General features: G+C 63.9%; 16 protein-coding genes. 6 read left to right on the top strand and 10 right to left on the bottom strand.

Annotated features, from left to right (window positions below; all coding sequences use genetic code 11):
• The first annotated feature begins 38 nt into the window (after positions 1-38).
• The 4 genes from trkA to ACKVEX_RS08705 all read left to right on the top strand — a co-directional run bounded on the left by trkA (position 39) and on the right by ACKVEX_RS08705 (position 6,751).
• A complete protein-coding gene (gene trkA, locus ACKVEX_RS08690; RefSeq protein WP_473215318.1) occupies positions 39-1,442 on the top strand; it encodes a Trk system potassium transporter TrkA in 1,404 nt (467 codons plus the stop codon).
• A gap of 2 nt (positions 1,443-1,444) precedes the next feature.
• Entirely contained in the window at positions 1,445-2,902 is a 1,458-nt protein-coding gene (locus ACKVEX_RS08695; RefSeq protein ID WP_473215319.1) for a TrkH family potassium uptake protein, read from the top strand.
• 183 nt (positions 2,903-3,085) lie between these two features.
• Entirely contained in the window at positions 3,086-4,159 is a 1,074-nt protein-coding gene (gene hemE / locus ACKVEX_RS08700; RefSeq protein ID WP_473215320.1) for a uroporphyrinogen decarboxylase, read from the top strand.
• A 405-nt stretch (positions 4,160-4,564) separates the two neighbouring features.
• A complete protein-coding gene (locus tag ACKVEX_RS08705; protein WP_473215321.1) occupies positions 4,565-6,751 on the top strand; it encodes a primosomal protein N' in 2,187 nt (728 codons plus the stop codon).
• A gap of 62 nt (positions 6,752-6,813) precedes the next feature.
• Here the strand turns inward: ACKVEX_RS08705 and ACKVEX_RS08710 are convergent, their stop codons facing one another.
• From ACKVEX_RS08710 to ACKVEX_RS08725, 4 genes are all read right to left on the bottom strand, one after another.
• Complete coding sequence (locus ACKVEX_RS08710) at positions 6,814-7,755, bottom strand: ROK family protein (RefSeq protein WP_473215322.1); 942 nt, start codon at positions 7,753-7,755, stop codon at positions 6,814-6,816.
• Positions 7,752-8,498 carry a uracil-DNA glycosylase family protein gene (locus tag ACKVEX_RS08715; RefSeq protein WP_473215323.1) on the bottom strand — a complete coding sequence of 249 codons (747 nt, stop codon included), beginning with the start codon at positions 8,496-8,498 and terminating at the stop codon, positions 7,752-7,754. The genes ACKVEX_RS08710 and ACKVEX_RS08715 overlap by 4 nt, the downstream gene beginning before the upstream one ends.
• Positions 8,499-8,500: 2 nt before the next feature.
• Positions 8,501-9,796: an AmpG family muropeptide MFS transporter gene (locus tag ACKVEX_RS08720; RefSeq protein ID WP_473215324.1), complete on the bottom strand. Its 1,296-nt coding sequence runs from the start codon at positions 9,794-9,796 to the stop codon at positions 8,501-8,503.
• A gap of 68 nt (positions 9,797-9,864) precedes the next feature.
• Positions 9,865-12,735 carry an EAL domain-containing protein gene (locus ACKVEX_RS08725; RefSeq protein WP_473215325.1) on the bottom strand — a complete coding sequence of 957 codons (2,871 nt, stop codon included), beginning with the start codon at positions 12,733-12,735 and terminating at the stop codon, positions 9,865-9,867.
• Between the two features lie 359 nt (positions 12,736-13,094).
• On the opposite strand from ACKVEX_RS08725, the gene ACKVEX_RS08730 reads away from it, so the two are divergent.
• Positions 13,095-13,412 carry a hypothetical protein gene (locus ACKVEX_RS08730; protein WP_473215326.1) on the top strand — a complete coding sequence of 106 codons (318 nt, stop codon included), beginning with the start codon at positions 13,095-13,097 and terminating at the stop codon, positions 13,410-13,412.
• A 35-nt stretch (positions 13,413-13,447) separates the two neighbouring features.
• Here ACKVEX_RS08730 and metW read toward each other — a convergent pair whose 3' ends face one another.
• The 6 genes from metW to ACKVEX_RS08760 form a co-directional block, all read right to left on the bottom strand.
• A complete protein-coding gene (metW, locus tag ACKVEX_RS08735; protein WP_473215327.1) occupies positions 13,448-14,056 on the bottom strand; it encodes a methionine biosynthesis protein MetW in 609 nt (202 codons plus the stop codon).
• Positions 14,053-15,180, bottom strand: coding sequence for a homoserine O-succinyltransferase MetX (metX, locus tag ACKVEX_RS08740; protein ID WP_473215328.1), 1,128 nt, complete (start codon positions 15,178-15,180; stop codon positions 14,053-14,055). The genes metW and metX overlap by 4 nt, the downstream gene beginning before the upstream one ends.
• A 261-nt stretch (positions 15,181-15,441) precedes the next feature.
• Positions 15,442-17,172 (bottom strand): phosphoenolpyruvate--protein phosphotransferase, encoded by a 1,731-nt coding sequence (gene ptsP / locus ACKVEX_RS08745; RefSeq protein WP_473215329.1) that lies wholly within the window; start codon positions 17,170-17,172, stop codon positions 15,442-15,444.
• Positions 17,173-17,176: 4 nt separating this feature from the next.
• Entirely contained in the window at positions 17,177-17,446 is a 270-nt protein-coding gene (locus ACKVEX_RS08750; RefSeq protein ID WP_473215330.1) for an HPr family phosphocarrier protein, read from the bottom strand.
• A 7-nt stretch (positions 17,447-17,453) separates the two neighbouring features.
• Positions 17,454-17,837 (bottom strand): PTS sugar transporter subunit IIA, encoded by a 384-nt coding sequence (locus ACKVEX_RS08755; RefSeq protein WP_473215331.1) that lies wholly within the window; start codon positions 17,835-17,837, stop codon positions 17,454-17,456.
• 79 nt (positions 17,838-17,916) lie between these two features.
• Entirely contained in the window at positions 17,917-18,786 is an 870-nt protein-coding gene (locus ACKVEX_RS08760) for a hypothetical protein (RefSeq protein WP_473215332.1), read from the bottom strand.
• Between the two features lie 337 nt (positions 18,787-19,123).
• Between ACKVEX_RS08760 and ACKVEX_RS08765 the strand changes: the two genes are divergently transcribed.
• A complete protein-coding gene (locus tag ACKVEX_RS08765) occupies positions 19,124-20,755 on the top strand; it encodes a BCCT family transporter (protein WP_473215333.1) in 1,632 nt (543 codons plus the stop codon).
• Positions 20,756-20,819: the final 64 nt, after the last annotated feature.

Raw genomic sequence — 20,819 nt, forward strand, 5'->3', positions numbered from 1 at the left:
ACAATGAGCGTTTCAGCCACAAGCGGCATCATCGTCAAGTGAAGATCATCATTCTCGGTGCGGGCCAGGTGGGTGCCTCGGTGGCCGAAAACCTGTCATCCGAGGCGAACGACATCACGCTGGTGGATACCAGCGCCGAGTACCTCGAAGTGCTGCGCGACCGGCTCGAAGTCCGGACGGTATGCGGCAATGCCGCCTCGCCCTACGTGTTGCGTGATGCGGGTGCAGACGATGCAGACCTGCTGATCGCGGTGACCCAGTCCGACCAGACCAATCTGTGCGCGTGCAAGGTCGCCAAGACCCTGTTCAATCTTCCCACCCGGATCGCACGCCTGCGCTCCGGCGATTTTGTCGATTATCCCGAGCTGCTGAACGACGACAATTTCGCGGTCGGGTTTTCGATCTGCCCGGAGCAGATCGTCACGGACCACATCAAGCGCCTGATCTCGTTTCCCGAAGCCCTGCAGGTGCTCGAGTTCGCCAACGGGATCGTGAGCCTGATCGGTGTGCGGGCGTTCGAGGGCGGTCCGCTGATCGGACATCCGCTCAAGGCCCTGCGCTATCACATGCCGAACGTGGAGGTCAGGATTGCCGCGATCTACCGTAACGGTGAACCGATCATTCCCGAGGGCGACACGGTCGTCGTGCCGGGCGACGAGGTGTTCTGCCTGGCCGCATCGGTGCATATCCGGCAGGTGATGCGCGAACTCAGGCGCTCGGACCGTCCTATCCGGCGGATCATGATCGCAGGCGGGGGAAACATCGGTTTCAGACTCGCGCGCTCGATCGAGGCGGATTACAACGTCAAGCTGCTCGAACTCAATCCGCGCCGCACCGATATGCTGGCGACCCACCTCAATCACACGCTGGTGCTGAAGGGCGATTCGACCGACGAGAAGCTGCTCGAGAACGAAGGCATCGACGAGACCGACCTGTTCGTGGCGCTGACCAACAACGAGGAAGACAATATCATGTCGGCCTCGCTCGCGAAGCGGATGGGCGCCCGTCGTACGCTGGCGCTGATCAACCGCAAGTCCTATGTGGATCTGGTCCAGGGCGGACCGATCGACATTGCGATCTCGCCGGCGCAGATTTCGATCGGCACGCTGCTGGCGCATGTGCGTCGCGGCGACGTGGTCTCGGTGCACAGCCTGCGGCGCGGTGCGGCCGAGGCCCTGGAGATCGTCGCACACGGCAGCGAGAAGGAATCGAAGGTGGTCGGCAAGCCGATCGATCAGATCCAGTTGCCCAAGGGCGCGACGATCGGCGCAATCGTGCGCGAGGAGAAACGCGATGACGGCAGGATCATCAGGCACGAAGTGATCATGCCGCACCACGACACCGTCATAAAGTCCGATGACCATGTGATCGTCCTCTGCACCCACAAGCGACTGGTGCGTCAGGTCGAGAAGCTGTTCCAGGTCGGTTTCACCTTCCTCTGACGATGCGTAGTTATTACCCTGTATTGAACGCGATGGGCCTGATCATCATGATCTTCGGCCTGTTGATGGGTTTCCCGATCGCGGTTTCCTATTACGTACAGGACGGCGCGCACATCGCGTTCGATGAGGCGGTACTGATCACGTTCACAGTCGGGCTGGTGCTGTGGCTGCTGACCCGCGGCAAGCGGCGCGACTTGCGGGTGCCCGACGGTTTTTTGCTGGTGGCGGCCACCTGGCTCGTACTGCCGATCTTCGGCGCGATTCCGCTGATTCGGCATGTACCCGAGCTGACCTTCGTCTATGCGTATTTCGAGGCGGTGTCCGGATTGACTGCGACCGGCGCGACCGTGATGTCCGGTCTGGACGACATGCCGATCTCGATCAACGTGTGGCGCACCTTCATGCACTGGATCGGTGGCATGGGGGTCATCGTGCTGGTGGTGGCGATCCTGCCGCTGCTCGGCATCGGCGGACGCCAGCTGTTCAAGGCCGAAGTGCCGACGCCGATGAAGGAGTCGAGTCTGACGCCTCGCATCACGGAGACCGCCAAGGGCTTGTGGATCACCTATATCCTGCTCACCGTGGCCTGCGGGTTCAGCCTGTGGCTGGCCGGACTCGACGGCTGGGACGCGCTGATCCATGCGTTCACGGTGACCGGCCTCGGCGGTTTCTCGAGCAAGGATGCGTCGCTCGGTCATTTCAACAGCGTCCCGGTCGAGATGGTGGTGATCGTGTTCGCGCTGCTTGCGGGTCTGAACTACGCGACCCATTATCTCGCGCTGATACGCCGCAGTCCGCGCCCCTATCTGCATGACCCGGAGATCCCGTTCTTCTTCGGTGTACTGGTGCTCAGCGTCGGGATGCTTACCGCCTATCTGATGCAGTACAACGCGCATACCGATCTGATCACGACGCTGCGTTATGTCGCCTTCCATGTGGTGTCGATTTCGACCTCGCTCGGCCTGGCCACCTACGACTACACGCTGTGGCCGATGTTCGCGCAGCTGTGGATCCTGTTCCTTGGCAGTTTCGTCGCGTGCTCCGGGTCGACCGGCGGCGGCATCAAGATGATGCGTGCGATCATCCTGTACAAGCAGGTTTTCCGGGAGATCGTGCGGTCGCTGCATCCCAACGCGGTTCATCCGGTGCGCATGGGTGGCCAGCGGGTGTCCGACCAGATCCTGCACGCGGTGCTCGGCTTCAGTTTCATGTACATGGTCTCGATCGTGACGCTGACGCTGGTGCTGGCCGCATCCGGGCTGGACATCATCACGGCCTTCTCGGCGGTGGTGGCCTGCATCAACAATACCGGGCCGGGCCTCGGGGCAGTCGGGCCCGCCGCGAACTACGCCGGGCTGGACGTACTACAGATCTCGGTACTGTCCTTCACGATGATTCTCGGCCGGCTGGAGATCTTCACCTTTCTGGTGGTGCTGACGCCGGTGTTCTGGCGTCGTTGATCGTCTGCGCTGAACGGACGTGCGTGCGCGGTCCGATCGTGGCCGGGCATGACGGGTGATCGACGTCCGGCGCGGACCTGCCGCCGCCAGGGTCGGGCTGAATCGACGTCGGGGTCGGCACCCGGTCTGAAAACCGGGATAATCCGGGGTTGAACCGAATCGCCATAATCAAAGGATCCCAACGTGAGCCGCCTCGCCAACGACACATTCTTGCGCGCACTGATGCGCGAGCCCACCGAATACACGCCGATCTGGCTGATGCGTCAGGCCGGGCGATATCTGCCGGAATACTGTGAAACGCGCCGTCGCGCCGGCAGCTTTCTGCAGCTGTGCAAGAACAAGGATCTGGCCTGCGAGGTCACGTTACAGCCGCTCGCGCGCTACGACCTGGATGCGGCCATCCTGTTTTCGGACATCCTCACCGTACCGGACGCGATGGGTCTGGGCCTGTATTTCGCCGAAGGCGAGGGGCCGCGCTTCGAGCGCCCGCTGCGCGATGAATGGGAGATCCGTAACCTGTCGGTGCCCGATCCCCACGCCGAACTGCAGTACGTGATGGATGCGGTATCCGAGATTCGTCGCGCGCTCGATGGCAACGTACCCTTGATCGGCTTCTCGGGGAGTCCGTGGACGCTGGCCTGTTACATGGTCGAGGGCGGGTCCTCCTCCGACTATCGCAAGGTCAAGAGCCTGGCCTACAGCCGGCCGGATCTGATGCACCACATCCTGAGCGTGACCGCCGACGCGGTCACCGCCTACCTGAACGCGCAGATCGAATCAGGCGCCCAGGCGGCGATGGTGTTCGACTCCTGGGGCGGGGTATTGTCCGAGGCCGCCTATCATGCGTTTTCGCTCCCATACCTCAAGCGGGTGGTCGATGGCCTGATCCGCGAGAACGACGGGCGCCGAGTCCCCAGCATCGTGTTCACCAAGGGCGGGGGCTTGTGGCTGGAGAGCATCGCCGCACTGGGCAGTGACGCGGTGGGCCTGGACTGGACGATGGATATCGGCCGTGCCCGGGCCTTGGTCGGCGACCGGGTGGCGCTGCAGGGCAATCTCGATCCGAACGTGTTGTTCGCTCCGTCCGACGTGGTCGCGAGCGAGGCGCGCAAGGTGCTGGACGCCTTCGGGCCGCATCCCGGTCATGTGTTCAACCTCGGACATGGCATCTCTCAATTCACTCCGCCCGAGTCGGTCAGCGTACTGGTCGATACCGTTCATGAGCACAGCCGCTCGCTGCGGGGCGCCGGCAGCTGAAACCTGCTTCCGGAAGGACCGTCGGTCTTTGCTACGGACGCATCAACAATGGTCAAACCAAAGTTCCCGGCGTGTTGTCAAGGCCAAAAGTTTTTGTTTTACGCTTGACTTATACACATCGCGGTGTTCCAGACAGAGCATTTGTGGAAAAGTTGTGCACGGCAACATGATTTTTTCAAGTGTCTGATTTAAAACGGATATGTAAATGCCTATTGTTAAGGCAAAGTGACAGAGTGGCTTGTACTTAGGCGCTTTGAGGCCGTTTCGCCCACGCTATGCACAAACTTATCCACAGAATGTGTGGACAAACAAACAAGAGGTTTTGTGGCAAGCAGTTAGTCGCGTTTGCACATTACTTTCTCAGAGTTGTCTTATAACATATTGATAATAAAGAGGTTGATATAAATGGCGGATTCCGGGGAACGCATCGTCCGGGTGGCGTTGCCGGTTCCTGTTCCGCAGCTGTTTGATTACAAAGCAGAAAATGTCGAAGACGGCGATGTCGGCCGATGCGTGCGTGTTCCGTTCGGCAAAGCCCAGAAGACCGGTCTGATCGTGGCCCTGCCCGCCGAGTCGGACGTCGATCCGGTCCGACTCAGATCCGTGCATCACATTCAGCGCGAGGTTCCCGCGTTGCCGGCGGACTGGCTAGCGTTGGTACGGTTCGTGTCCCACTACTACCATGCCCCGCTCGGAGAAGTCGTCGCGCTGGCCTTGCCGCCGGGTTTGCGGCGCGCCGACGCGGTCAGCAGCGACCCCCTCGATCCCTTCCTGTGCATCACCCCTGCCGGCCGCGCGGCACTCGATGCGACGCCACGCGCGAACCGGGCGCTGGCCTTGTTGCGCGAACTGGCGTCATCCGGGCTGTTGCGGCGAAGCCAGGCGCGTGCCCTGCCGAACGGCAAGGCGCTCGCGGATGCACTGAAGCGTGGCTGGATCGCGCCGACCGATGCCCCGGACCGGGCCGCGACCGGCCTCGTGCGTCCGCCGCTCACCGACGAGCAGACGCGGGCGCTGGCGGCGGTCCAAGCCGCGGGGCCCGGCTTCGCCTGCTGGTTGCTGCAGGGCGTGACAGGTAGCGGCAAGACCGAGGTCTATCTGCGCCTGGCCGAGGAGCGCCTGGCGCGAGGGCGGCAGGTTCTGATGCTCGTGCCGGAGATCGCGCTGACGCCGCAGCTCGAAGGACGCGTGGCGGCCCGCTTCCCGTCAGCCAATGTCGTGAGTCTGCACTCCGGACTGGCCGAGGGTCCCCGCTCACGGGGCTTCGTGCAGGCCTTGGAGGGTGCGGCCGACATCGTTCTCGGCACCCGCTTGTCGATATTCACGCCGATGCCGCGGCTGGGTCTGATCCTGATCGACGAGGAGCATGACGCGTCCTACAAGCAGCAGGAAGGTCTGCGCTATTCGGCGCGCGATGTCGCGGTGTGGCGGGCGCGTCAGTGCGATGTGCCCGTCGTGCTCGGCTCCGCGACGCCGTCGCTGGAGAGCTGGCAGCATGCGCGCAGCGGACGCTATCGCAGCCTGCGCCTGAGCACCCGTGCGATCTCCGATTCATTGCCCACGGTTCGCTGCCTCGACACCCGGCGCGTACGCCTGGACGAAGGCATCAGCCCGGCGCTGAAGGCCGCACTGGAACACGGACTGGCTCGCGGCGAGCAGAGTCTGGTGTTCCTGAATCGTCGCGGCTATGCGCCGGTCCTGTCCTGCCCGTCCTGTGGCTGGATCAGTCATTGTCCCCACTGTTCGGCCAACCTCGTGGTCCATCTCGCGGATCGACGCCTGCGTTGCCATCATTGCGGTTGCGACAGCGCCATCCCGCCGGCCTGCCCGGTGTGCGGCAATCAGGACATCCAGCCATTCGGTCGCGGCACCCAGCGGATCGAGGCACGACTGATCGAGCTCTTTCCGGAAGCCAGGGTGTTGCGAATCGATCGGGATTCGGCGCGCACACGCAAACAGTGGGAAGGACTGCTGGCCCGGATCGGCGCCGGCGACGCCGACATTCTGGTCGGGACGCAGATGATGGCGAAGGGGCATGATTTCCCAAAGCTCACACTGGTCGGCGTCATCGGTGCCGATGCGTCGCTGCATGCGGCCGACTTCCGCGCCCCGGAGCGCCTCTTTCAACAGCTGATGCAGGTCGGCGGACGCGCCGGGCGCGCGCACCTGGCCGGAGAGGTGCTGATCCAGACCGAGCATCCGGACCATCCCCTGTACCGTTGCCTGGTCGCCCACGATTTCGACCGGTTCGCCGCGCGCGAACTCGAGGAGCGCAAGCAGGCCGGGTTTCCGCCGCATACCTTTCAGGCGATGCTGCGCGCCGATGGACCGGCGCTGGAGGATGTGCAGCGTTTTCTGGCCCATGTCCGGCGACTTGCGCTGGACATGGCGCCGGCAGGTGTGCGCGTGTTCGACGCGGTACCGATGCGCCTGACCCGACTGGCCCGGCGGGAGCGCGCCCAGCTGCTGGTCGAAGCCGACGAGCGGCGGCCGCTGCATGCCTTCCTGTCCGAATGGTTGCCGGTGGTGCGCGCACAGCGCCTGCCGCGTGATCTGCGCTGGCAGATCGACATCGATCCGCTCGAGGTCTGAGCCGGCATCGTCGGGTGAGCGGATCGGGTCGTCACCGAAGACGCCTGTCCGGCGATTCGCAGTCAGTCTCGCGCGGCGAGCGGCCATAAGCGGGCCGCGCCGCGCACACCCGATGAATCGCCATGCAGGCTTTTCACGAGTCGCGTGCCGACCACATCGGAGAAAATGTGCTCCCGCCACAGGCGTGGCACGCTTGCGTACAGGCGGTCCATGTTCGACAGACCTCCGCCGAGCACGATCACATCCGGATCGACGATGTTGATGACCGTCGCGAGCGCGCGAGCCAGTCTTCGTTCGTAACGTTGCAGCGTGTCTTCACAGTCGCGATCACCGTGCGCTGCGTGCGTGACGATCTCCGACGGCGCGAGATGCGGACCGTTCAGGGCGGCGTGCTCGGCCGCCATGCCGGGGCCGGACAGCCGGGTTTCGATACAGCCGACCCGGCCGCAATAACAGCGCACGCGATCGAAGCGGTCGTCGTCGCTGAACGCGAGCGGATTGTGTCCCCATTCGCCCGCGATGCGGTTCGCTCCTGCGAGCAGGTGGCCATCGACCACGAGTCCTCCCCCGACGCCGGTTCCGAGGATCACCGCGAAAACGGTTCCGGGCCCCCTGCCCGCGCCGTCGGCGGCTTCGGATGCCGCGAGGCAGTTCGCGTCGTTCGCGATTCGTACGTCGCGACCGAGTCGCGCGCTCAGGTCGGCCAGCAGGGGCCAGCCGTTCAGACAGGTGGAGTTGGCATTGCGCATGCGTCCGGTCGCGGGCGACAGTGAGCCCGGCGTGCCCACGCCGACGCTGGCGCGGCACGCGAGCGCCTGTTCGGCCTCCGCCACCAGGCGCACCAGCATGTCCAGTGTTGCAGTGTAATCGTCGGGCGGAGTGGGCACGCGTCGGCGCAGCAGCGTGCGGTCGGCATCGTCGAGCGCGATGATCTCGGTCTTGGTGCCGCCCAGGTCGATGCCGATGCGCGGCCTGAAGCGATGAGTCGTCGAGCTTCGGTTCACGAGGGTTCCATCCAGACACCCAACGCCGTCAGCTGTCGCGTCGCCGCCTCGGCCCAGCCGCGATTGGCGGCCGGACTCGCCGGACTCGGGTGCAGCACGCGCCCGATGTGAACACGCGCACGCAGGGCCGGGTCTGTGTCGAGCGCGGCGGTCGCACGCGCTTCGGCCCAGGCGCCGATGCCGATGATCCACTCGGGCTGCAGAGTGCCCACGACCTGCCGCAGATGTCGGTCGCAGGCCTTCAGCAGCGGACCGGATTCGGCCGCCAGCAGCTTGTCCGGCGTGACATTGCGCCCGCCGTCGAAGAACACCAGCGGGCAGTAGTTCGCGACATAGTGCTCGGCAAAGAACGCGTCGGGCGCCCCGAAGCGCGCGCGAAACAGCCCCCACAGTCGTCGCCCGGACACCTCCGAGCGGGTGCAGGCAAAGCCCTCGACCGGACGTTTCGGATTCTCTCCGGCGGGCTTGCGTACCGGACCTTCCAGTTTCAGCCAGTCGCGTACTGCCCCGATCTCGCCGAATGGCACCCCGGTCTGGGTCATGCCGAACGGACCGGGATTCATGCCGATGAAGAGAACTCGCCGTGGACCGTCCGCATACCGGGCGACATAGGCATCATGGATGGCGCCGGCGTAGTCGAGCGGGTTGTAGACATGCGTGACCGGCGGTGAGAAATGCAGCCGAGCGACCTCGTCGGACAGTGCGTGCGCGGCTGAAATCAGGTCGGTTGCAGTGGTGTTCATGTTCAGGCTCTCCCCGGCATGGCCGCGATCGCTGCATTTTCGCCGTTCCACGGCGCCACTCTCAACAGCAGCAGCATGCCGGGGAGTGCGAGCGCAAAGCAGGCCCAGAAGAACGTGGTCCACCCGAGCTGTTCCACCAGCCAACCGGCCGATGCGTTGATGAAGGTACGGGGCACGGCCATCAGGCTGGTGAATAGCGCGAACTGGGTCGCCGTGTAGGCAGGATGGGTGGTGCGCGCCATGAATGCGACAAAGGCGGTGGTGCCGAGTCCGGCCCCGAGTGCCTCGCCGGTGATCACGACGGCGAGCATGACCAGGCGGCCGCCGTCCGAAGGCGCAGGCCCCAGCCAGGCCAGCCACACGAATCCGAGGATGGTCACCAGCTGCACCACGCCGAACAACCAGAGTGCGCGATTGATGCCGAGCTTCACCATCCACAGCCCGCCCAGGATGCCGCCAAACACCATCGGCCACAGTCCCGCGTTTTTCGCGATGACGCCGATGTCCGTCATGCTGTAGCCCATGTCCAGGTAGAACGGCGTGGCCAGCGCGGTACACAGCGAATCGCCGAGCTTGTAAAGGAACAGGAACAGCAGCACGAACAGCGCCGAACGCACGCCGTGCCGGCCGAAGAACTCGCGGAAGGGTTCGATCACCGCGTCGCGCAGCGTGCGAGGCGCGCCCGACGCGGCCCGTGGTTCGCGCACCATCAGCGTCATCGCGACGCCGGGCAGCATGAACATTGCGGTGATGATGAACACCTGATCCCATGGCAGTCGATCCGCGAGGATCAGCGAGATCGAACCGGGGACGAGTCCTGCGATCCGGTACGCGTTCACGTGAATCGCATTGCCGAGCCCCAGCTCCAGGTCGGGCAGGATCTCCCGCCGGAATGCGTCGAGCGCGATATCCTGGGTCGCGGACAGGAAGGCCAGCGCCGCGGTCAGCGCGACCACCAGCGCGAGATGATCGACCGGCGACAGCTGGCCGAGCCATGCGATCGAGGCTACCAGACCAAGCTGGGAAACCAGCATCCAGCTGCGTCTGCGTCCCAGCCACGGCAGGATGCCGTACCGATCCAGAAGCGGCGCCCACAGGAACTTCCATGTGTAGGGAAACTGGATCAGCGCAAAGGCGCCGATCGCGCGCAGACTCAGCCCTTCGGTACGCAGCCACGCCGGCACCAGGTTGAGCAGCAGATAGAGCGGCAGGCCGGATGCGAAACCGGTGAAGATGCAGATCAGCATCCTGCGATTCAGCAACGGGGCGAGCCAGGCAGGACAGCGGGTCGATGACACGGGGGACTCGGCGTGGGGCGGGTGTCCGGATTATCCCAGAATGGCGGGCCGGGCGTGGGCGCGAAGGATCAGGCGGGTTTCCAGGCTGCACGGTGCGCGCGCAGGTAGGCCTCCGCCTCGGGAGCGGGCAGGGGCTTGCTGAAGTGATAACCCTGCAGTTCGTCGCAACCGAGCTCGCGCAACCTGGCCACCTGGGTGGCGGTTTCCACCCCCTCGGCGATCACTCTGAGGCCGAGGTTGTGCGCCAGCGAGACCGCGGCCGTGACGATGGCCGCGTCGTTGGGGTCGGTTTCGATGTCGGACACGAAGGAGCGATCGATCTTGAGACGGTCCAGCGGGAACAGCTTCAGATAGGACAGCGAAGAGTAGCCCGTGCCGAAGTCGTCGATCGCGATGCTGACGCCCGAGGCCTTCAGCGCATCGAGCAACTCGATCGCCTCGGTGGGGCGTTCCATCACCGAACTCTCGGTGATCTCGAGTTCGAGCGCGCTCGGCGACAGCCCGTTGTGGCTGAGTGCCCGGGCGACCGTGTCGGTCAGTCCGGAGTCGCGTAACTGGCGAGCCGACAGGTTGACCGACATGCGCAGGCCGTCCAGTCCCATGGCCTGCCAGCTCACCAACTGACGGCAGGCCTGGTCGATGGCCCAGTTGCCGAGCTCGACGATGACGCCGGTCTCTTCGGCGAGCGGGATGAAGCGCTCCGGTGAAATCAGCGTGCCGTCCTCCTGTCGCCAGCGCAACAGCGCCTCGAAGCCGGTCAGGCGCTGGTCGGCGGCGTCCAGCAGCGGCTGGTACCAAAGCTCGAATTCCTCGCGCAACACCGCCCGACGCAGCTTGCCCTCGAGCTTCAGGCGCTCGGTCGCCGCACGGTTGAGCTCCTCGGTGAAAAACTGGTAATTGCCGCGTCCGAGTGCCTTGGCGTGATACATGGCCGCATCGGCGTTGCGTAGCAGACCGGTTGGCGTGTTGCTGTCGTCCGGGTAGAGGCTGATGCCGATCGACGGAATCGCATGCAGTTCGACACCGTCGATCATGTAGGGTGCGGACAGACCGGACAGCAGGCCGCCGGTGACATGGGCCGCGGCGGCCGAGTCCGAGATCCCTTGCAGCACGATGACGAACTCGTCGCCGCCGAGTCGTGCCACCGTATCCGCTTCCCGCACCGATGCCAGCAGGCGCCGACCGACCTCCACCAGAAGCGTATCGCCGACATGATGTCCGAGCGAGTCGTTGACGTTCTTGAAGCGATCGAGATCGAGGAACAGAACCGCCAGCGACTGTCGGTTTCGCTTCGCGTCGGCGATCGACTGTTCCAGCCGTGCGTAAAGCGAAAAGCGGTTGGCCAGCCCGGTCAGCGCATCATGATGGGCGAGATGCTGAATATCGGCCTCCGCGCGCTTTCGCTCGGAGATGTCGGTGAAGATCGCAACGAAATGCGTGATCTTTTCGTCCTTGTGGTCTCGCACCGTGGTCATCGTCAGCGCGCGCGGGAACACGGTGCCATCGGCGCGGCGCCCGAGGGTTTCGCCGACGAATGTTCCCTGCTTCTCGAGTATCCTCCAGATCGTGTCCGAATCGAGTGCGCCGTTGTGTCCGCCATCGTCGTGGCCCGGACTGAATGGCTGGCCGACGACGATGTCTGCGTCCAGGCCGGTCATGCTCAGAAAGGCCGGGTTCGCAGACACGATGCGGTGATGCAGATCGATGATCACGATCGCCTCGGGCGTGTTCTCGAAGACCTTGTCGGCCAGCATCCGACCGCGTTCGGCCTGCTTGAGCTCGGTGATGTCGTTGTAGATCGTGACGAAACCACCGTCAGGCAGAGGTTGTCCCCGCACATGAATGACCTTGCCGTCCGGACGTACGCGCTCGAAGCTGTGCGGCCGGGGGTGCTTCGCCCGTTCGGCAAGATCACGCGCGAGGGCCTGCGGGTCGCCCGGGCCGTATTCCCCACGGATGGCATTGAAGAGCAGCAAATCCTGCAGCGTGACCTCGTCCCGCTCGAACAGCTCGTCCGGAAAATCCAGTACCCGCTTGAGCTCGTCGTTGTACGCAAGCAGGCGCATGTCCTGGTCGAACAGCGACACCCCGCACGGGATGTGATCGATGATGGACTTCAGCACATGGTTTTGCCGCTCGAGCGTGCTTTCGACCGTCTTCTGCTGTGTGATGTCGGTATAGGTGGTGATGAAACCCGCGATCCGACCATCGATGTGCATCGGTTCGCCGATGACCAGATGGGTGCGTCCGTTGGGCCGGGTGCGCTCGAAGCGGTGGGCCTCGAAGCGCAGTGCGAGTTCGCGCCGTGCACGAACCAGTTCGACCGGGTCACCCGGGCCATACTCGCCCCGTTCGGCCGGGACCATGATCAGATCCTCGAAACGGACGTTGCGATACAGGAGCGCCTCGGGCAAGCCCAGCACTTCCGCAAGCTGCGCATTCCAGTACTGCAGCCGCAGGTGTTCGTCGAACACGCTGATGCCCTGCGGCAGGTGATTGAGAATGGCCGTCAGGTAGCCGGTCTGACGTCGCAGTTCCTCCTCGACCGCAACCTGGACCGTCACGTCCTGAATCGTGCCGATCGCCCGTGCAGCGCTGCCGTCTGCTGCGGTCTCGACCCGCACGCGTGACTGAAATCTGCACACCAGTCCGTCCGCGCGCAGCACGCGAAAATCCTGGTCCTGCGAGGTGCCATTGAGGTAGGCATTGGCGAGATTGGCGCGGACCGCGTCCCGGTCGTCTGGATGGATGCGTTCGAGCACGCATTCTGGTCTGGCCGGCGCATCCAGCGGTATGCTCAGCAAGGCCCTGAACTCGTCCGACCACCATACCTCGCCGCTGACCAGATTCCGCTCCCAGGTGCCGACCTTGGCGATGTCGTGCGTGTAGCGCAGCAACTCCTGCAGGCGTTCGGCATCGATGCGCTGCGATAGCCGCATCGTCAGCACGTTCCGAAACCGTTGTCGTGCGAAAGGACGACCCGCGGTCGAAGCAGGTCGGAGATGTTCGGATCGGCCGCTGCGGCAACCAGAACATGATGCAGGAAGGAGCGTAGGGTCATGTGCACGGATGGGGTTCGTTCGCCGGTCGGCTCCGCAATGTACCGCAATAGACGGGCTCACGCGTGGTTGCCGGCTGCATTTTCAGGCGGAAACGAGTCACCACCGATTCTCCCAACACGCATGACGCTTTACAATCGTGCAATGCAGCGATACGGTAGCGTATGGGGTTGCCTGCGAGGGCAGGGAAGCCGAGAATGCAGCATGGTTGAAATTTCGGGCAAACAAGGGAGGTCGAAATGAGCTACACCATCACCGTATCGTTCGCGCAGGACCGGGAATACGACGTCGTCCTGCACGATGCGGACGTCAACAACATGGGCAAGGATCAGGCGCGCGCATGGTTCGCCAAGGAATTCGAGGACCTGGAGTGCACGCCGTCCAACCCGATGGGCAAGGTGCTGGTGCTGGACATGGTGCTCAATGTCGCGAAGTTCGGCGGCGAAGAGCGATTCAAGAGTGGTGGCGAATGGCCCAAGGCATTCGCCACCGCGGTAGCCGCTGCGCTACAGCGTCCGGCGATCAAGGTTGACGTCGCCAACTTCGTGGTGGGCTGAGTGCGATGATCTGAAGGTCGGCGCGCCAGTTCGCCTCAGGCGCGCAGGCCGTCCGGCGCTGCGAAGCGCCCCAGACGATACACCGCGACGCTGGCTTGAAAGTTCGGCTCGTCCGTGACCATCCTGCCGTCGTCGAAGGCGAGCCGCTCGCGTACCGCGATGCCGTTGATCTCGCACAATGCGTCGAAATCCGAGATCGTGAAGAAACGCACGTTCGGCGTGTTGAACCACTGATGGGGCAGGCTTTCCGAGACCGGCATGCGACCGTTAAGAATGCTCTGCCGATGGCGCCAATAGCCGAAGTTCGGGAAACTCACCACCGCCTCCCGACCGACACGCAACATTTCGGCCAGGATGCCCTGCGTGTTGTGTATGGCCTGCAGCGACAGGCTCATGATGACATGGTCGAAGAAACCATCCTCGAAGCCGGCCAGGCCCTTCTCGAGGTCGACCTGGATCACATTGATGCCGTTCTCAATGCAGGATACGACGTTGTTCACATCGTTCTCGACGCCATAACCCTGTACCTGGCGAACCTGCATCAAGTGCTTCAGCAGGGTGCCGTCGCCGCAGGCGAGGTCCAGCACCTTCTCGCCCGGATCGATCCACTGGGCGATCACATCGAAATCGTAACGGTAGCTCATAGTTTCATCCGGTCGAAATAGCTGCGCAGCACCGCGTGGTAATGCGGGTCGTCGAGCAGGAACGAGTCATGGCCTGCCGCGCAGTCGATCTCCGCGTAACTGACGTTGCGCTGGTTGTGCAGCAGGGCATAGACGATCTCGCGGCTGCGTGCCGGCGAGAAACGCCAGTCGGTGCTGAACGACACCACCAAAAAGTCCGCGCTAGAGCGCGCCAGCGCCGCCGGCAGATTGCCGCCGTGCTCGAAGGCCGGGTCGAAGTAATCGAGCGCCTTGGTCGTGAGCAGATAGGTGTTGGCGTCGAAGGTCTGTGCGAACTTGTCGCCCTGATAACGCAGGTAGGACTCGATCTCGAACTCGACGTCGAAGTTGTACATCGTCTTGCCGTGACGCAGGCTGCGGCCGAATTTCTCGGCCAGCGAATCGTCCGACAGGTAGGTGATGTGTCCGATCATCCGCGCGAGCTTGAGGCCGCGCGTCGGTACGATGCCGTGCGCATAGAAATCGCCCCCATGAAATTCCGGATCGCTCAAAATCGCCTGACGGGCGACTTCGTTGAAGGCGATGTTCTGCGCGCTTAGCTTGGGCGCGGATGCGATCGCGACCGCGTTGGCGATCCGGTCGGGGTACTGCAGCGACCATGAGATCGCCTGCATGCCGCCCAGGCTACCACCGACCACGGCCGCGAAGCGTTCGATGCCGAGCCGGTCCGCAAGCCTGGCTTGGCTGGTCACCCAGTCCTCTACGGTCACGAACGGGAAGTCCGCGCCCCAATGCCGACCGGTGGCCGGATTGATCGAGCGTGGTCCGGTGCTGCCGTGGCAGCCCCCGAGGTTGTTCACGCCGATCACGAAGAACCGTCGGGTATCCAGTGGTTTGCCGGGCCCGATCAGATTGTCCCACCAGCCGATGCTGCGCGCATCGTCGACATGGATTCCGGCCACATGGTGAGATCCGGACAACGCGTGGCAGACGAGCACCGCGTTGGTGCCGGCGGCGTTGAGTTGGCCGTAGGTTTCATAGACGAGTTCGTATGCGGGCAGCACGCCGCCACTTCGCAGCGTCAGCGGTTCGGTGAAATGCGCACATTGCGGCGTCACCACACCAATGGATTGGGGTTGGATCATGGTCGTCGTCGGTAAACAGAAAAACCCAGCCGGCTCTAAAACGCGGACTGGGTCGCCCTCGCTTTAGCCGAATTTATTGAGCGCCCGCAAGCTGTGGTTCAAATCGGCGCTATGAAAGCCAAACTAGCCTTACTCGATAGGATTGTCAAACCTGGCGTGCTTCGTCAGCGGCTCATCGTGCATGTCGAGCGAGCCCGGCATGTGCGGCCTCGCGATGTCGGCGCGCGCCACGCCGCGTCATCGATCCCGACGCCCGCGTGTTCAGCCGGTCAGGCGCGACACCGCATCGTGCACCTTGGCCTGTTCGTCCATCTTGAGGATGCGCTGCACCTTCGGAGCGAGTTCGCCGACGTCGGCCCGAAGAACCTGCTGCTTGATCTCGAGGATATTGGCCGGATGCATCGAAAAGTTTCGCAGACCCATGCCCAGCAGCAGCAGCGTGTACTTGGGATCCCCCGCCATCTCGCCGCATACCGACACCTGCAGGCCGTAGCGTGCGCCCGCCTGTATCGTGCCGCCGATCAGCTTCAGCACCGCTGGATGCAAGGGGTCGTAAAGGTGCACGACCGCTTCGTCGGAGCGGTCGATCGCCAGTGTGTATTGGATCAGGTCGTTGGTGCCGATCGACAGGAAGGACACCCTGCGGATGAACATCCCGAGCGCCAGCGCCGCGGCGGGGACCTCGATCATCGCGCCGATCTCGAGCTTCTCGTCGAACTTCAGGCCTTCGGCGCGGAGTTCGACGCGGGCCCGGTCCACCAGGGCAAGTGTCTGGTCGATCTCCTTGGCGTGGGCGAGCATCGGGACCATGATCTTGAGCTCGCCGTGCACCGACGCACGCAACAGTGCGCGCAACTGGGTCAGGAACATCTTGGGCTCGGACAGCGAAAAACGGACCGCACGCAGGCCGAGGGCCGGATTGGGTTCGAAGCGGGTGCCGGGGTTGTTCAGCGCCTTGTCCGCACCGACGTCGAAGGTCCGTATGGTCACGGGCTTGCCCGGCATCGCCTTGAGCACCGCACGGTATGCCTCGTACTGCTCGTCTTCGTCCGGCAGGCTGTCGCGCCCGATGAACAGGAACTCGGTCCGGTACAGGCCGACGCCGTCGGCGTTGACCGCACGGATCTGGCCGATATCCTTGGGGCCTTCGATGTTGGCGAGCAGATTCACGTGCTCGCCGTCCAGCGTGGTCGGCGGGGTATCCTTGAGCCGGTTGAGCTTGGTGCGCTCCAGTTCGAGCTCGGTGCGACGCAGACGATACTCTTCGACGATCCTGTCGTCGGGGGCCACGATCACGACGCCGCGGGTTCCGTCGATGATCAGCAGTTCGTCCTCTTCGACCAGATGGCGAATGTGATGAAGGCCGACTACCGCGGGGATCGACAGGCTGCGCGCGACGATCGCGGTATGACTGGTGGGACCGCCCACATCGGTGACGAAGCCGGCGATGTTGTGATCCCGGAATCCGATCGTGTCGGCCGGCGACAGGTCGTGCGCGACCACGATGGTACCCAGGCCGTCGCGACGCCTCGGCGGCAGATGTCCGGGATAGCCGAGCAGCACCTTGACCAGCCGCTCGACCACCTGCACGACGTCCGCCTTGCGCTCGCGCAGATAGGGATCCTCGATCTGGTCGAACTGTTCCACCAGATGCTCCATCTGCTGCACCAGCGACCATTCGGCGTTGCAGCGCCTGTCCTCGATGTGCCCGCGCGCGGCATCGATCAGCATCGGATCGGCGAGCATCATCATCTGCAGGTCGACGAAGGCGCCGACTTCGGTGTGGGTGTGGCCGGACGTGGCGGCAGCCTTCAGGCCGACCAGTTCGCCCTGCACCGTCGCGACCGCACCATCGAGCCGGTCGAGTTCCTCGGGGATGTACTTTTCGGCGATGTGATAGTGATTGACCTCGAGCAACGCGTGCGACACGAGGTGCACATGACCGATCGCGATGCCGGATGACACCGGCAGGCCGTGGATCGTGAATGCCATCGAGTCATTCCTCCTCGCCGAAGCGCTCGCCGATCAGCGAGACGAGCGCCTCCATGGCCTGGTCGGCATCGTCACCCTCGGTGTCGATCACGATGCTCGAACCCTTCGCGGCCGCCAGCATCATGACCCCCATGATGCTCTTGGCGTTGACCCGGCGCCCGTTGCGCTCGAGCCAGACATGCGAACCGAACTGGCTGGCGGTTTGCGTCAGCTTGGCCGAGGCGCGCGCATGCAGGCCCAGCTTGTTGATGATCTCGACTTCCTTGCGCGCCATCCGCTCGTCACCTCATCTGTATCACGCCGTCACATCCACCGCTGATTGCGCGATGCACGAGCGTGTCCATGTCCTTGTCGCGATGCGTCAGCACGCGCAGCAGCATCGGCAGATTCACGCCGGCGACCCCCTCGATCCGGCCGGGCTGCAGCAGCTTGATCGCGAGGTTGGCCGGCGTCGCGCCGAACACGTCGGTCAGCACGATGACGCCGTGGCCGTGATCGGTCCAGGCCAGCATGTCGCGCGCGATCGGCAGCAGGTCGAGCGGGTCGTCCTGGGACGACACGCCGAGCTGCGCGATCGCTGGCGGGCGCTTGTTGAGCACATGACAGGCGCACTGTACCAGCGCCTCGCCCAGCGTGCCGTGCGTGATGAGAAAAATGCCGATCATTGGGGCTCCCGACGACAAGGCCCCAATTCTAGCCGAGTCGCCGGGGCCGGAGGCATGCGGCGTATCGGCCGCGCGTCGCTCAGCCGATGAGGGCGCGGGCCTGTTCGACCCAGTTGTCTCGCTTGATGCGTCCAGGGAAGCGGATCACGGTCTTCTCCAGTTCGGCGATATCCGCATCGGTGAGCGCCGCGATCTGCGCGAAGCTGGTCAGTCCCCGGGCCTTCAGCTTGGCTTCCAGGCCTGGACCGATGCCCGAAATCCGCTTCAGGTCGTCGTCCGAGGGTGCCGCCGTGGGTGCCGGCGCCGCAACCTTGCCGGGCCCAGGCTTCTTCGCCGACGTTCCCGCCGGTGCCGCAGACTGCGCGACCGAGGCCGGTTCGACCGGCAGATTACCGAGCCAAAGGCTCCACAGGCGTTGATGGGTCTCGATCGACCGCTGCATGGTCTTCACGATCTGCTCCGAAAGCTTGTCGAATTCCTTCAGCTTCATCGATTCCATGTTCGTCATCCGTGACCAGTCTTCCAGCAGCGCCATCTGGCGCTGCATCGCATCCCGGAACGCATTCTCGACCTCGCCAAGATTCGGCATTCCAGTGGCACCGCCGCTGTCCCTGAGCAACTGCGCCCACTGATTCCAAAGCCGCTGCTGGTTGTCCAGCCAGTTGCTGGCGGAGCGGTGAGCTTCGGCATTGAGCGCCGCGAAACCCTTGGGCTTCAGGTCCTTGCCGTTGGCACGCTCGGCCCATTGCGTCAGCCATGCGCGTTGCAACTCCAGCGACTGGGAGACAGCCTGACCGGCCCACGCGTTGAAACTCTCCAGCGTCTTCTGCTGCCACTCATCCACTCCGGTCGGCACCATCGCACCGGGCACCTGTGCCAACGAATCGTTCCACAGCTTCTCCTGCACTTCACGCAGGCTCTTGAACATCGCCTTGTAGTCCTTGAACATTTTGGGCTCTCCGGTGTTTTCAGACAGGTCGTGCGGCCCGTCGAAGCGGTTCATGACAAGTGGCCAAATGGACGTCGATGCAAGCTGCGTCGACCGTGGGTGATGCGCTGCACGATGTTCACACTAATGCCAGTGTCCGGCTTGTCAAGCCTGTGACGATGAAAGCGCCCGTGAGGCGGTCGGACATGCCCGTGCGCATCCCGTCGTCGAAGCATGTCGCCGGTGCGTGCTACCCTAAAAAAAGCGCGCCTGCCGGCGAACGGCCGGAAGCGGCCGTTGCGTGGCAGGCCAGGCAGGCGCACGAAGTGATTCGGCTACAGCAGAGGAGGACAACAGGATGGCGGAAAAGCAGGATCTGATGATCCCGGATGGCGACGTCACGCCGATCGATACCGACTATCAGATCGGCCAGGACAACGTCGTCGTCAATATCGGACCGCTCGGGCTCGATATTCACAACCGTGTCTTTGCGATATCCGGTCTGACGGTGATCGCGTTCGTGCTGCTTACGGTGATCTTCCACGATCAGGTCGAACCGCTGTTTGCCGGCCTCAGGGGATGGCTCACGACCAACCTGGACTGGTTCTTCATCGCTGCGGGCAACGTCTTCGTGCTCGTGTGCGTCGGACTGGCGGTGTCGCCGCTCGGAAAGGTGCGCATCGGGGGCACCAAGGCGACGCCGGATTTCTCCTACCTGGGCTGGTTCTCGATGCTGTTCGCGGCCGGAATGGGCATCGGCCTGATGTTCTTCGGGGTGTCGGAGCCGCTCTCCCATTTCGGCAGTGCGTTCGGGGGTACCTCGATCGAGAATGGCGTGCGCACCGACTGGGCACCGCTGGGGGCCGCTGCGGACGACGCCGAAGCCGCGCTGCGCCTGGGCATGGCGGCGACCATCTTCCACTGGGCATTGCATCCGTGGGCGATCTACGCGATTCTGGCGCTGGGTCTGGCCCTGTTCTCGTTCAACAAGGGCCTGCCGCTGACCATCCGTTCAGTCTTCTATCCGCTGCTCGGCGAGCGGGTGTGGGGTTGGCCGGGACATGTCATCGACATTCTGGCGGTCTTCGCGACGCTGTTCGGGCTGGCGACGTCACTCGGCCTGGGGGCCTCGCAGGCAAGCTCCGGCCTGAACTATCTGTTCGGCGTGCCACTCGGGACCACCACCCAGGTGGTGCTCGTGACCGGCATCACCGCGATCGCTCTGATATCGGTCGTGGCCGGCCTGGAAGCCGGTGTCAAGAGGCTGTCCGAGATCAACATGATCCTGGCCGTCGTGTTGCTGCTGTTCGTCATCATCGTCGGTCCGACGCTCGCCATCGCTACCGGGTTCTTGTCCAATCTCGCGGCCTATGTGCAGAACCTGCCGGCGCTGTCGAATCCGGTCGGGCGCGATGACGCCAACTTCGCCGCGGGCTGGACTGCATTCTACTGGGCATGGTGGATCTCGTGGTCGCCCTTCGTCGGGATGTTCATCGCGCGCGTGTCGCGCGGGCGCACCGTGCGTGAATTCATCGTGTCGGTGTTGATCATCCCGTCGCTGGCCTGTGTGCTCTGGATGACGGTGTTCGGCGAGACCGCGATCAGCCAACTGGTGAAGGATGGTTATACCGCGGCGGCTGAGGCCGCGCTGCCGCTGCAGCTCTTTGCCATGCTGGACGCGCTGCCGCTGGCACAGATCACGTCTTTTGTGGCCATCGTGCTGGTGGTGGTCTTCTTCGTCACGTCTTCCGATTCCGGTTCGCTGGTGATCGATGTCATCTCCGCAGGCGGCAAGGTGGATGCACCGATGCCGCAGCGGGTGTTCTGGTGCGTTTTCGAGGGTCTGGTCGCGATCGCGCTGATCCTCGGCGGAGGCCTGGTGGCGCTGCAGGCCATGGCGGTCTCGACCGGCCTGCCATTCACGCTCGTGCTGCTGGCCTCCACGGTGGCGGTGATCAAGGGGTTGGCCACGGAGCCGCGCGGCTCCTGAGGGTGGGACGAGGACATGGCCGGGGGGCGCGCGACGCGATCGTGCCCCCCGGCGGGTGACGGAC

It is taken from the genome of Denitraticella aggregata, from assembly GCF_048158365.1.
Lineage (GTDB): Bacteria > Pseudomonadota > Gammaproteobacteria > Burkholderiales > Rhodocyclaceae > Azoarcus_F.